Consider the following 13140-nt stretch of genomic DNA (forward strand, 5'->3'; position numbering starts at 1 on the left):
CGCTGAGGCGCCTGTCGGCCGTCCGGGAGGGCATGGTCCCGCGGGCCGTCCCGCGGGCGCCGGCTCCGGGGGTGGTCCCGTGTCCGTCGGCGTGTCGCCAGGACGCAGGGACGGCTGGGGCGCCTGTCGGCCGTCCGGGAGGGCTTGGTCCCGCGGGCCGTCCCGCGGGCGCCGGCTTCGGGGGTGGTCCCGTGTCCGTCGGCGTATCGCCTGGCGCCCGGGTGACGAAACGGCGCGCCCCAGCGCTCTTCAGGGCATGACGACTGCGACGACTGCGACGACGGTGACCACGACTGCGACGGCGCAGCGGGAGGCCAGGCCCTCGGCCGCGGCGAAGCCGGTCCGCTGGGCGGCGGCCGCGGTGGCGGCCATGAGCGAAGAGGCACGGCTGCGCCTCGACTACTCGGCGCGCAGTCTGTGGAGCGTCGACCGGATGATCGAGGACCTGTGCCGGGAGACGGCCGTGCACGCCGCCGTGGAGCCGGTGCTGCGCGGACTCGGTGCCTATGCCGGTGAGGTGATCGTCCGTCACGCCGGAGGCGAGTGGTGGGCCTCCGGCGGCGACCACTGGGTCCGCACCCCCGACGGCCGCCTCTGGGACCCGATCGACGAGGCCCGCCGCTGCCGCACCGGCGAGGGATCCCTGCGCCTGCTGTGCCGGGACGCGTCCGGCGGCTGAGGACACCGCACCCCGAACCCGTACACCCCCGGCGTGTCCTCGCGGATCTACGGGCAGTCGGAAGGTTGTACGGAATCGACAGGTCTGCGATGTGATGATCGACACGCCTCTGATCCGTGACCGTCGTGGTGCCTCGCCCGCTCTGTCCTTCCGGGGGCCGGCCCGGGACCCGGGCCGCCGTTCGGTGAGGGCAGGGCGATGCGAGGGGATTTCCGTCGTGGGACAGCGTGACGGACGAGGAGAGCGGCGCGGGCGAGGTAAGCGGCGGGGGCGCCGGCCCTGGCCGGGGCGCGGCTCCGCCCGGCGACGCCGGAGCAGGATCGTCATGGCCGGGCTGGCCTTCGCCGCCGTACTGGTCGCCTCGGGCGTGGCCTTCGCGCACTTCCGGGAAGGGCACGCACCCGCCGGGGACGACCCGGTGGCGGCGGCCGGGGACATGCTGGAGGGGAACACCGGGGACACCGGCCCGCTGCCGGAGCCGGGCCCCTCCGGCAGCCCCGGGCCCCCGCCTTCCGCCTCGTCCTCCGCCTCCTCGCCCCCTTCCTCGCCCTCCCGGAGCCCGTCCGCCTCGTCCTCCGCCTCCACCTCGGCGCCCGACATCCCGGCCACCGGCCCCGGTACTTTCACCACCGCGCGGGCCGACGGGACGGTGGTCGGTACGGGCAGCCGCGTCCGGCGCTACAAGGTGCTGGTCGAGGACGGCATCGACGTCCGGGTGAACGAGGCCGCCGCCGAGGTCTCGGCGGTCCTCGCCGACCGCCGGGGCTGGACCCGGGACGGGGTGAACTCCTTCCGGCTCGTCGGTTCCGGGTCGTACGACTTCGTGGTGAAGATCGCGACACCCGGTACGACGGACCGCATCTGCGGTGCCGCCGGGTTACTGACCCGCGGTGAGGTGAACTGCAGCGTGGGCACGGACGTGGTGGTCAACCTCAAGCGGTGGGTGCTGGGCTCACCGCAGTTCGACGGGCCGATCGGCGAGTACCGCGCACTGATCGTCAACCACGAGGTCGGCCACCGCCTCGGACACGGACACGAGGGCTGCCCGGGGCCCGGCCGCCCCGCCCCCGCGATGATGCAGCAGATCAAGGGCCTCGACGGCTGTGTCGCCAACGCCTGGCCCTACGAGCGCGACGGGACGTACCTGGGCGGGCCCGCCGTCCCCTGACGGCCGCCACCGACGGCCCCGGCGGGGCCCGGACATGACGTACGGGGTGTCTGACGGGCTGTGACACATTCGTCGCGCCGGACGCTGAGGACCGTGGGGGTGTGGACACAGTTGGACGTGCTCACACCAAGCCAAAGCGGTGCGCTACGCGCTCGGTACGGACGAGGACGGTTCTTGGGCCACGGAGGGGGACCCCGCCGCGCACAGGCGTACGACGGGGAGCTGGGCGCGGCCGTCGGACGGGCCCAGACGGGGGACGAGGCCGCCTTCGCCGTGGCCTACCGGCTTCTGCAGCCGGCCCTGCTCGCCTATGTGCGCGGGCTGGTCGGGGACGACGCCGAGGACGTGATGTCGGACGCCTGGCTGGAGATCGCCCGTGACCTGGGCCGGTTCAGGGGTGACGGAGCCGGCTTCCGGGGCTGGACGGCGACCATCGCCCGGCACCGGGCGCTCGACCATCTGCGCCGGCAGCGGGTACGGCCCCGGCCGTCGACCCTGGAACAGGACGTTTTGGACCTGCCCGGGGTGCAGAGCACCTACGACCAGGCCATGGAGGCCATGTCCACCGAACACGCCCTCGGACTGGTCGGCGGGCTGCCGCGCGACCAGGCCGAGGCGGTACTGCTGCGGGTGGTCGTCGGCCTCGACGGCCCCGCCGCCGCCCGCGTTCTCGGCAAGCGGCCGGGCGCGGTACGGACGGCCGCGCACCGGGGCCTGAAGCGGCTCGCCCGGCAGCTCGGCGCCGACAGTGTGACGGATGAGGCGCCGCGGACGCTGGGTGAGTCGACATGAGTGCCGGCCGGTACGGCGGACCCCGCGAGCGGCCCGGCGACGCCCGACCCGGGCCGTCCGCACCCGGCGGGCCCCGACGGCCGCCACGGTCCGGGTGCTGAACAGGCCGGATACGCGCCACGTATCCGTCGGTCCGGGCCGCGCCACCCACGGGGGCGGACCGGCGGGGGTGCGGCAGCGCCGCCCGGACCGGGTGGGGTGGGACGTACCGCGTGGGGCCGGGCAGGACCGAGCCGGGCGTGGCAGGTTCGGTGGGACCTGGCTGGGGGGAGTGGGGCCGGGCAGGGCTGGGGCGACCGGCTGGTCCGGGTAGGACCGAGCAGGGTGCGGCAGGACCGGTTGGACCTGGCTGGGTGAGGTAGGACCGGGCGGGGCTGGGGCGTTCGGCTGGTCCAGGTAGGACCGTGCAGGGTGCGGCAGGTCTGGTTGGACGTGGCTGGGTGTAGTGGGACCGGCTGGGCCGAGCGGGGCTGGAGCGTCCGGCTGGTCCGGGCAGGACCGAGCAGGGTGCGGCAGGTCTGCTGGGACCTGGCTGGGTGTAGTGGGACCGGGCGGGGCTGGGCAGGGCTGGGGCGACCGGCTGGTCCGGGTGGGACCGTGCAGGGCACAGCAGGACCGGGGGTAGGACCGGGCCGGATGAAGCGGGGCCGGACAAGAGCGAGCAGGGGCGGGAACGGACATGGGTGAACGGCAGAGCGATGGCGGGCCGGCCGGCCGTCGGTGTGTGCACCCTGTGGGCGTGCCATCCGCGCGGAGCGGCCCGGGCCCCGTTCCCGCCGGGCGCGTCGTCGACGTCGCCGGCCTGGAGGCGCTGCTCGCCGCTGCGCTGATCCGCGACGGAGTGGACGCCGGGGCCGAACAGCGGGCCGTCGCCGCGTTCATCGCCGCCCGGGAAGCGGAGGCGCACGGCGCGCGCACCCGGCGCCGGGACGACTGGCGGCTCGGCCGGAGCCGGCTCGGCCGTCACTCGCTGAAGGCCACGCTCTCTCTCGTGGCCGCCGGTCTCACCCTGGGCGGGGTCGCGGTCGCCGGAATCGGCGCGACGGGCTCGTCCACGGACGACCCGACGGAGGACGGCAAGGGCACCCACGCCCCGTCGTCCGGCACCACCGGCCCGCCCACCGGCGGTCCGGCGGACCCGGGTGCCGGATCCGACCACCAGGACCGCCAGGACCACCAGGACCACCAGGACCACCAGGACCTCCCGGACCTCCCGACGACGGCCCGGGACGAAGACGCCCTCTGCCGCGCCCACGCGCAGGTGCGGGGTCGTGGCAAGGCGCTGGACCCGACGGCCTGGACGAGGCTGGCGGAAGCGGCGGGCGGCGCGGCACACGTCGACGCCTACTGCGCCGAGCGGCTGGAAGGGGCCGACGCGTGGCCCCGCGACACCGCATCACCGGAGAGGAACGACGGCGGTCCGGCCGGGCGGTCCGACAGCGGCGCCCCGGGAAACGCGAGCGACAACGCCACGCGCGCGGCGGGCAACGGCTCGGACGGCGGGACGAGGAAGCCGGAGAGCCTGGAGAGCCCGGAGAACCCGGAAAACCCGGGGAGCCCGGAGAACCCAAGCGCCCTTCGCCCGTAGCGGCCCTCGCGGAACCCGGTCGCCCTCAGTGCGGAGTCGGTGACACGTGTCCCGCGGGGCCTCTGTGGCCGGATGCCGGTTTTGAGACCAAGGCTATCGATTTCAGGCCGAAAGGCATTCGAATATTTCCGAACGCGGTCACCCTTGATTGAGGATGAACTCGGAAGCAATCCATCCGATTCATCGGGTGGTGGTGTTGAGTACCCCGCTCACGTTCAGGACCTCGTGGCACTCCGAGGCCTGACGACCCGTGGCCGGTGTACCGGGCTTGTCGCAGGTCACGCTGATGGTCACTGTGTCGTTCTCTGGGATCTCGATGGGGGTGACCCAGTGGTAGTCCTGGTTGCGGAACGTTTCCAGCGCGATCGTGGTGATCTTGCGATCGCCGAAGGCGATCGTCAACACGCCCTCGTCGCCCTGGAAGTTGGCGACGACGATGTCGGTGACCCCGAACACACTGTTCTCGGGCACCTTGTAGGTACCGACCCCGGTCCGCCCGGTGTCCGTCCTCAGATCGATGGTCTCCGAGCTCTGCCGGCCGCCGGCCGCGGTGCCGCCCTCGGCCGCGGAGCCGCTTCCGTCCCCGCCCGGCCCGGTCGCCGCCGACCCCGGTTCCTGGCCGCCGCCTCCGGGCCGGCTGTTCGCGCCGGTGCCGGGAGACGCTCCGGTGGCCCCCTGCTCCCCGGCCGGTGTCGGCCGGGGCCGGACCGCCTCGGTGGCGGCCTCCTCTGCGGCGCTGCGGACCGCGGGACGGACCAGCGCGAACCAGGCGACCAACAACGCGAGCAGCGCGGCGAGCAGCGCCAGCAGCCACTTGGGGAAGATCGGTATCTGGACGAACTCCGCGTCCAGCGGCGCCGGTACGACGGCATCGTCCGGCAGGGGCCCGGCCGGCGAGTCCTCGCCTTCGGCCTCCTTGGCCTCCGCGGCGTCCACGGTGAACGGCCACACCACGGGGGTGCCGAACCACACCGGCTTGGCGGTACGGACCCGCAGCCCGACCTCCGCCGACTCGCCCGGCTTCAGTTCCGGCCGCTCCGGGGTGAAGACGAATCCCAGCTCCGTGCCCGCCTGTCCCGGGGTGAAGCCCACCCGCACCGGGGTGTTGCCCTGGTTCCGCACGGCCAGCAGGTAGCGGCCGCGCAGCCAGCCGCGCCGGCGGCGCGGGGACAGATCGGTCCGGAGTTCGTGGAACTCCCCCACGTGCACGGTGGTCTCGAGGACCCGCACGGCGTCGGGGTGCTCGTTCGGCAGCACCCGTACCCCGAGGGGTGTCTCACCGGCCCGGATCTCCGGGGAACGCGGCGGCTCCAGACGGAGCGTCACCGTCTCCGAGGTGCCGGGATACAGGGAGACGCGCGCCGGTTCGACCGTGGTCCAGGCGGCGCAGTCCCCGACGACCTCGAGGTCGTACGCCTCGACGATGTCGCTGTCGTTGCGCACCGTCAGGGTGGTGGTGGCGATGTCACCCGGAGTCACCGTCACGGCCGGAATGTCGAGGGCGGGCGCACCGGGAACGGAAGAGGCTGCGGAAGGCGTCACGCCCTCACCGTAGGAGCGCGAGCGGAGGCGCGGCGAGGAACGCGAGGGCAATGTACGGGCAGTCGTTCTGCCCGGCAAGCCAATGTCAACTCTCCTGTAAGGGTGGGTCCTTAATGTGGCGAGCCGTTTCACGCGCACCGCCCCCCCCCGGAGCGATCGCCCGGCTTTTTCGGCTTCAACCCCCCACTGATTTATGAAACAGGTAGCCATGTTCCGTGTGGAAGAGAACACATCCGCCCCGCCCGACGCCACACCCCATGACCCCGTCCCGGCCGGCTGGCGCCACCACACCTCGCCGCTCGAGCGCCCGGCCCGGGTGACCCTGGCCGTCTACGCCGCCGACCCCGTGCTGCGCGTGGGCGTCGTCCAGCAGGTGCGGCACCGCCCCGAGATCGACCTGGTCGACGCCGACCACATGGACTCGGCCCAGGTGTCACTGGTCGTCGCCGACACCGTCGACGACGATGTGGCCGCCCTGCTGAACCGGCTGCGGCACAACAACGCCACCCGCACCGGCCTGGTGATCGGCACCCTCGGGCCCGGCGGGCTGCAACGGGTCATCGAGTGCGGAGTGGCGGCGGTGCTGCGCCGCACCGAGGCCGGCCAGGACCAGTTGCTGCGTCTGGTCCTGGCGACGGGCAACGGCGAGGGAATGCTGCCCGGCGACCTGCTCGGCGAACTGCTCCACCACGTCGGCAGCCTCCAGCGTTCCGCGCTCGATCCCGGAGCCCTGTCCCTGTCCACCCTGACCACGCGCGAGGCGGACATGCTGCGCCTGGTGTCGGAGGGCCTGGACACGGCGGAGATAGCCCGCAAGACCGCGTACTCCGAACGCACCGTCAAGAACGTGCTGCACGAGGTCACCACCCGCCTGCAACTGCGCAACAGGGCCCACGCCGTGGGTTACGCGCTGCGCAACGGGCTGATCTGAGGACCGGCCGGGGGCCCCGCCGACGACGCCGGGGAACCCCGCGCTGCCCGAAAGCACACTCCACACTTCCCCCGCGTATGGCCCCGCCGTCCTGCCGCCGTGCGCGCGGCCGGTGCACGGTGGCGGGGGCACATCCGGGTGCCGCACCAGACCGCGAAGGGGACCTCGATGGAAACCGCTGGCTCCGGCGGGCGGAACCGCCTGGGGAGACTCGGCATGTCGCTGCTGCTCCTCCTGCCCCTGCTCGGGGTGACGGCGGCGGCCGGTCCCGGCAGCGCCGGGCCGCGGGAGACGGCCGCCGCGGACGCCGCGCAGACCCGGATCACCTACGCCGGTACCGGGCACCGCAGTCTGGGCCGGGTCGCCACCACCACCTCCAGCACCGCACTGTCCGGCGCGGGCCCGGCCCACTACGACGTGCAGCCTTCCGCTCTCGGTGACCGACTGGTCTTCGCGGCCCGCCGCGACGAGCGGAACCCCCAGATCTATCTGCGGGACGCCGACGGTTCGGTACGGCGGCTGACCAGCGGCATGGACGCGGCGCACCCCCAACTGACCCCCGACGGACAGTCCGTGGTGTTCGACTCGGCCGGGCCCGCCGCCCCGGGCGGCGGGACGCAGCGCGATCTGTGGCTGGTGCGCACCGACGGCACCGGGCTGACCCGGCTCACCGACACCCCCGCCGACGAGGAGGACCCGACGGTCTCCCCCGACGGGCAGCGCATCGCGTACGCCGGCGACGGGGACCCGTCGGCCGGACGGCAGATCTACGTACGGGCCCTGAGCGGCGGCACCGCCACCCGTGTCACCGGCTCCGCGGGCGGCACGGCCTCCGAACCGGCGTGGAACCCGGTCGACGACGACGTCAACCGTGACTGGATCGCGTACACCCGCACCACCACCGAGGACGGGCGGCCGGTGTCCCGGCTGCGGATCACGAACGGGAGCGCCGACGAACCGCTGTTCGCCGGCGTGGCGGCCGACTGGCGGGCCCACGGGGCAGCGTGGCTGCCCGACGGGGACGGCCTGGTGTTCCTGAGCCCCGAGATCACCTGCGAGTGCGAGGGCGACTGGGACCACGTGTTCCGGTCGACCGCCCACTCCGACCGGGTCCCCTCGCTGGTGCTCAGCGAGGACCGGGACGTCCGCTCGCCCACCTGGCTCGGCTCCGTCGACGGCGGCGGGGCGGTGGTCGAACGCACCTCGGCGGCCGGCCCGCGCACGGTGACGCTCCAGGACGTCCGCGCGGACGGCTCCGACCCCCGTGACCTGGGACTGACCATCCTCGACGAGGACCCGGCGGCCGACACCAACACCGATCCCGCCGAGGACCCGCTGTTCCGGCCCGGGGACGGCTACGATCCGTGGACCGAACGGCAGAACTACACGCCCGACGGCCGCCGGATCGTCGTCACCCGCTTCGAGGACGACGCCGCCGGCCGGCGGATCCAGCGGATCTGGACGGTGGACGCCGACGGCTCGAACGCCGCGCCCATGAACCTCGCCGGACGCGCCGGCACGGACTGGGACACCGACCCGACACTCTCCCCGGACGGCACCCGCCTCGCCTTCACCCGGACCTCGCCGGGCGGTCTCGACGAAGCCGGCCGCATCCTCGTCGCGGACGTCGCGACCGGCGCCGTCACCGGCGAGGTCGTCCCGCCGGCCGGACAGCTCACCGGCCGGGACGCCCAGCCCACCTGGTCCTCCGACGGCACCACCCTGGCCTTCACCCGCGCCATGGAGATCAACGGGAACCGCGGCAACAAGCACGTATGGACCGTGCCGGTGAACGACCTGTCCCGGCAGACCGACCTGAGCGCCACGAACTGCCCCGCCGGCTGCGAGGTCATCGACGACAGCCCCGCCTTCTCCCCGGACGGCCGCGGCATCGCCTTCAACCGCGAGAACGGCGCCGGCCGGATCGACGAGCGGAACGGCATCCTGCTGACCTCCCTGTCCGGCGACACCTGCCAGGTCCTGCTGCCGGCCGCGGCCCGCGGTGTGCCCGGCGGCTGCGGCCGGGAGTTGCCGGACACCTCGCTCACCGGCCCGCACCAGCCCCGCGACGCCGCCTGGACCGCCGACGGCAAGGGGCTCGTGTTCAGCGCCCGCGCCACCGCCGCGGTCAACAGCCCCGAGAAGCTGAGCCTCCTCGACCTCACCTCCGGCGACATCACCGCGCTCACCGGTGATCTCGCGGGCCGGCAGAAGGAACCCTCCGTCCAGCAGTCCGTGGACCTCGCCGTCCGGGCGCCCGGCACCGCGCCGCAGGTCACCGTCGGCGACACCGTCACGGTCAGGGTCGACGTGGTCGACCACGGCCCCGCCGCCTCCCCCGGCACCCGGCTGACCATCGCCCCGCCGGCCGGCGTGCGGGTCACCCGGATCAGCCCGCCCGGGCGCCGCTGCGACGCCGCCTCCCTGGAGTGCGACCTCGGCGTGGTGGAGCCCGGCACCACCGTCCCGGTGGACGTCACGCTCACCGGAGTCACCCCCGGTGACGCGCCGGTCGACTGGTCGGTCACCGGTGCGGTCATCGATCCGCGGCCCAGCGACAACGCGGGCCGGACCGTGGTGCCGGTGGTCGAGGCCACGCCCCCGCCCGATCCCACGCCGACGCCCACGCCGACGTCCGCACCGCCGACTCCCGCGCCGCCCCCGGCCCCGGCGCCGACTCCCACGGCGCCCGCGGTGCCGCGGCAGCCCGACGCCGGTCCCGGGGTGCGGGTCGCCGCCCAGCCGAACCCCGGCTACGTCGGCGGCCGGGTCGTGGTGACGTACACCGTCCGCAACGGCCGTAACGCCCTCGCCACCGGACTGCGGCTGCGCGTCGGCCTGCCCGCCGGCATTCCCCGCGGCGGGACGCCGGCCGGCTGCGACCGGAACCTCGAGTGCGCGCTGCCCGACCTCACGCCGGGCGCCAGCACCGTCGTACGGGTGGTGCTCAGGCCCGACAAGGCGCTGACCGGGCAGGTCACCGGCCGCCTCACCACCACCGGCACGGACGCCGACCGGAGCGACAACACCGCCCGGCAGCGGCTGCGCATCCTCCAGCCGCGCATCGTCGCGGTGCCGGACATCGGCAAGCCCGGCTTCGTCACCTCCGTGCGCGGCAAGGACTTCCCGCCGGGCGTGCCGGTGCGGTTCCAGTGGAAGCCGGGCATCACCGCCGCGGCGGCGCCGACCGTCCCGCTGGCGGACGGCACGTTCATCGGCCAGCTGCTCATCCTCGCCAAGGACCAGACCGGACCCCGCGTCATCACGGCCCGCGGCCCCGGATTCTCCCCGGTGAAGACCGACTTCCTGGTCGTCAACGGCAGTGTGCAGCCGCCGGACGAGGTGACCCGCCGGTGATCCACGAGGTCGACGAGGGGCTGCGCCGGCTGCTCGCCGAAAGCGGCCTGGAGGCGTCGGGCGTCGACGTGGTCTTCGACGCCCCCACCCGGGACTGGGCGGCCCGGCGCAGCGCCCCGACCGTCTGCGTCTTCCTGTACGACATCCGGGAGGACGCCCTGCGGCGCGGCAGCGGCGCGGGGGAGGTGTACGACGAGGACGGGCACCTCGTCGCACGGCGCTCCCCGCCGCGCTGGTTCCAGCTGACGTATCTCGTCACGGCGTGGGCGAGCCGCCCGCAGGACGAACACCGGCTGCTGTCGCAGGTGCTCGGCACGCTGGTGGCGTACGACGTGCTGCCCCCGGCGCTGCTCACCGGCTCGCTCGCCGAACTCGGCCTGACCGTGGGCCTGGACACCGCCGGGACGGGAATGGACGCGCCCGCGGCCGCCGATGTCTGGTCGGCGCTCGGCGGGGAGCTGAAGGCGTCCCTCGGGGTCCGGGTGCGGGCGCCGCTCGCCGGGGTGACCAGGGCCGTCGCACCGCCGGTCACCGAAGGCCTCGTCGTCCGCACCGCCGCCGCCCGCGGGGGCGAGGAGGCGGGCACCGGACGCCGGTTGCGTTACACCGAGGTCGGCGACCCCGGCGCGGACGGCTTCACCGGCCCGCGCGAACGCCCCCCGACCCCGGCCCGACGCCGCCGCAAGGGAGGCCGCCAGCCGTGACCCACACCGTGGAACCCGTACGCGACGAGGACCGCGCCGGGGGAGGGGACACCGACGTGGGCCCGGACAGCGACGCCGCCGCCCCCTCCGCCGGTCCCGACGCCTTCTGGGTGCGGCTCGGGGAGGTCGAGCGGCGGGTGCGGGAGGCCGTGGCCGTACGGCGGGACACCGACCCGGACCCGGACGACCCCTACCGCGGTCAGTACCTCACCCCGGAGGCGGCGGCGCGGATCCTGGACGAGCCGGGTGGGCTCGGCCTGCCCGCGCACGGGCCCTGGCAGCCACCGGAGGGCTCGGAACTCAGCATGCTCGCCCGGCGGTTCGGGCTGTCGCCGCTGGACCTGGATCTGCTGCTGGTCGCCCTGGCGCCCGACCTGGACACCCGGTTCGAGCGGCTCTACGGCTACCTCAACGACGATCTGACACGCCGTCGGCCCACGGTCGGGCTCGCCCTGGAGCTGTGCGGACTGGCCGGCGCGTCGCCCGCCCGCTTCCGCCTCGCCCCCGGGGCCCCGCTGGTCGCGCACGGACTGGTGGAGGTCACTGAACCGGAACGGCCCCCGCTGTCCCGCGTCCTGGTGGTCCCCGACCGGGTCACCGGCCACCTCCTGGGCGACACACGGCCCGACGCCCGGCTCACCGGTGTGCTCGGCGAGGTCCGGGAGGACCCCACCGCCGAGGCGGCGGAGGTCCACCGGGCGGCCGCCGCGGCCGGGACCGGCGTCGGCCTCGTCCATCTGCGCAGCCTGGGCGGCGACGCGGAGGGACTGGCCGTGGCCGCCCTGCGCCTGGCCGGTCTGCGCCCGCTCGTCCTGGACACGGCGGCGCTCGCCCGGCGCTCCGCCGATGTGCCGGGGCTGGCCCGGGTGCTTGCCCGCGAAGCCCGCCTGACCGGCGCCGGTGTGGTGCTCGGGCCGCTGGCGGCGCTGCCCGGGGAACCCGGCGAACGTGCCCGTACCCTCGGCACCTTCTGCGCCGCCCTTCGGGGCATCCCCCTGTTCACCCATGGCACGACGGGCTGGGACCCGGCCTGGGCGGCCGACACCCCCGTCGTGCTCACCGTGCCGGCTCCCTCCCCCGAACGCCAGGCCACCCGCTGGCACCACGCACTCACCCGGGCCACCGCGACAACCGGTACGGCCGGGGCCCTGTCCCGGGCCGTCGGCGCCCTCGGTGACGCCGAGGGACGTCCCCGGCCGGCCGGTGTCGTCGCCGGGGCCTCTGCCGGTGCTGCCGGGGTCGGTGCGGCGGTGGGCCTCGGCGGTGCTCCGGGTGATGCCGAGGGCTTGCGTCGGCCGGCCGGTGACGTCGGGCCGTTCGCCGGGGCCTCTGCCGGTACGGCCGAAGGTCTCGACCGTGTCCCCGTCGGCGACGTCGAGGCGCTCGCGCGGGCCGTCGCGGCGCACCGGCTGGACGCCGGGCAGGTGCGCCAGGCCGCCGACGCGGCGGTGCGCACGGCCGCCCTCGACGGCCGCCCCGTCGGAACGGACGACCTGCGCGTCGCCGTACGCGCCCAGAACGGTGCGGGCCTCGACCGGCTCGCCCGGCGCGTGGAACCGGGGGTCGGCTGGGACGACCTCGTGCTCCCGCCCACCACCCACCGGCGGCTGCGGGAACTCGCGCTGCGCGCCCGCCACCGCGAGCAGGTGCTCGGGCAGTGGGGGATGCGGCCCGGCGGCGGCCGGGGGCGCGGGGTCATCGCGCTGTTCGCCGGCGAGTCGGGCACGGGCAAGACCATGTCCGCCGAGGTCGTCGCCGCGGACCTCGGCATGGACCTGTACGTGGTGGACCTGTCCACCGTGGTGGACAAGTACATCGGGGAGACCGAGAAGAACCTGGAGCGCATCTTCACCGAGGCCTCGGCGGTCAACGCGGTGCTCCTCTTCGACGAGGCCGACGCGATCTTCGGCAGGCGTTCGGAGGTGAAGGACGCGCACGACCGGCACGCCAACATCGAGTCGGCGTACCTGCTCCAGCGCATGGAGTCGTTCGACGGGATCGCGGTGCTGACCACGAACCTGCGGGCCAACCTGGACGAGGCGTTCACCCGCCGCCTGGACGTGGTCGCGGACTTCCCGATGCCGGACACCGGTCGGCGCCTCGCCCTGTGGGACCGGTGCCTGGGGGACCGGCTGCCCCGGGCCGACGACCTCGACCTCGCGTTCTGCGCGGACCGCTTCGAACTGGCCGGGGGCTCGATCAGGGCCTGTGCGGTCACCGCGGCCTACCTCGCCGCGGAGTCCGGCAAACCGCTCACCATGCGCCAGACGGTGACCGCGGTCGCCCAGGAGTACCGCAAGCTCGGACGGCTGGTTCTGGAGAGCGAGTTCGGGCCCTACACGGCGGAGGCGGCCGGGGCGTGAGGTGACCAGGGCGTGA

Annotated in this window: 9 protein-coding genes; 8 read left to right on the forward strand and 1 reads right to left on the reverse strand. The window is 74.8% G+C overall.

The window, feature by feature from the left end:
• Window positions 1-256: 256 nt before the first annotated feature.
• From ACIF9R_RS07615 to ACIF9R_RS07630, 4 genes are all read left to right on the forward strand, one after another.
• On the forward strand, window positions 257-679 hold the full coding sequence (locus ACIF9R_RS07615) for a hypothetical protein (protein ID WP_399975649.1): 423 nt from the start codon (window positions 257-259) through the stop codon (window positions 677-679).
• A 325-nt stretch (window positions 680-1004) separates the two neighbouring features.
• Complete coding sequence (locus tag ACIF9R_RS07620) at window positions 1005-1847, forward strand: DUF3152 domain-containing protein (RefSeq protein ID WP_399975651.1); 843 nt, start codon at window positions 1005-1007, stop codon at window positions 1845-1847.
• 174 nt (window positions 1848-2021) lie between these two features.
• Window positions 2022-2639 (forward strand): RNA polymerase sigma factor, encoded by a 618-nt coding sequence (locus tag ACIF9R_RS07625; RefSeq protein ID WP_399975653.1) that lies wholly within the window; start codon window positions 2022-2024, stop codon window positions 2637-2639.
• Window positions 2640-3378: 739 nt separating this feature from the next.
• Window positions 3379-4227, forward strand: a complete 849-nt coding sequence (locus ACIF9R_RS07630) for a hypothetical protein (RefSeq protein ID WP_399975656.1) — start codon at window positions 3379-3381, stop codon at window positions 4225-4227.
• Window positions 4228-4407: 180 nt separating this feature from the next.
• Here the strand turns inward: ACIF9R_RS07630 and ACIF9R_RS07635 are convergent, their stop codons facing one another.
• Window positions 4408-5769, reverse strand: coding sequence for a hydrolytic protein (locus ACIF9R_RS07635; protein ID WP_399975659.1), 1362 nt, complete (start codon window positions 5767-5769; stop codon window positions 4408-4410).
• A 208-nt stretch (window positions 5770-5977) separates the two neighbouring features.
• On the opposite strand from ACIF9R_RS07635, the gene ACIF9R_RS07640 reads away from it, so the two are divergent.
• From ACIF9R_RS07640 to ACIF9R_RS07655, 4 genes are all read left to right on the forward strand, one after another.
• Window positions 5978-6700, forward strand: a complete 723-nt coding sequence (locus ACIF9R_RS07640; RefSeq protein ID WP_399975661.1) for a response regulator transcription factor — start codon at window positions 5978-5980, stop codon at window positions 6698-6700.
• A 216-nt stretch (window positions 6701-6916) separates the two neighbouring features.
• Complete coding sequence (locus ACIF9R_RS07645) at window positions 6917-10057, forward strand: hypothetical protein (protein ID WP_399975664.1); 3141 nt, start codon at window positions 6917-6919, stop codon at window positions 10055-10057.
• Entirely contained in the window at window positions 10054-10761 is a 708-nt protein-coding gene (locus ACIF9R_RS07650) for a DUF4255 domain-containing protein (RefSeq protein ID WP_399975667.1), read from the forward strand. Before ACIF9R_RS07645 ends, ACIF9R_RS07650 begins: the two co-directional genes overlap by 4 nt.
• Window positions 10758-13124 (forward strand): ATP-binding protein, encoded by a 2367-nt coding sequence (locus tag ACIF9R_RS07655; protein WP_399975670.1) that lies wholly within the window; start codon window positions 10758-10760, stop codon window positions 13122-13124. Before ACIF9R_RS07650 ends, ACIF9R_RS07655 begins: the two co-directional genes overlap by 4 nt.
• The last annotated feature ends 16 nt before the right edge of the window (window positions 13125-13140 follow it).

The sequence above is a fragment of the Streptomyces sp. NPDC086080 genome, from assembly GCF_044540255.1.
Classification (GTDB): Bacteria; Actinomycetota; Actinomycetes; order Streptomycetales; family Streptomycetaceae; genus Streptomyces.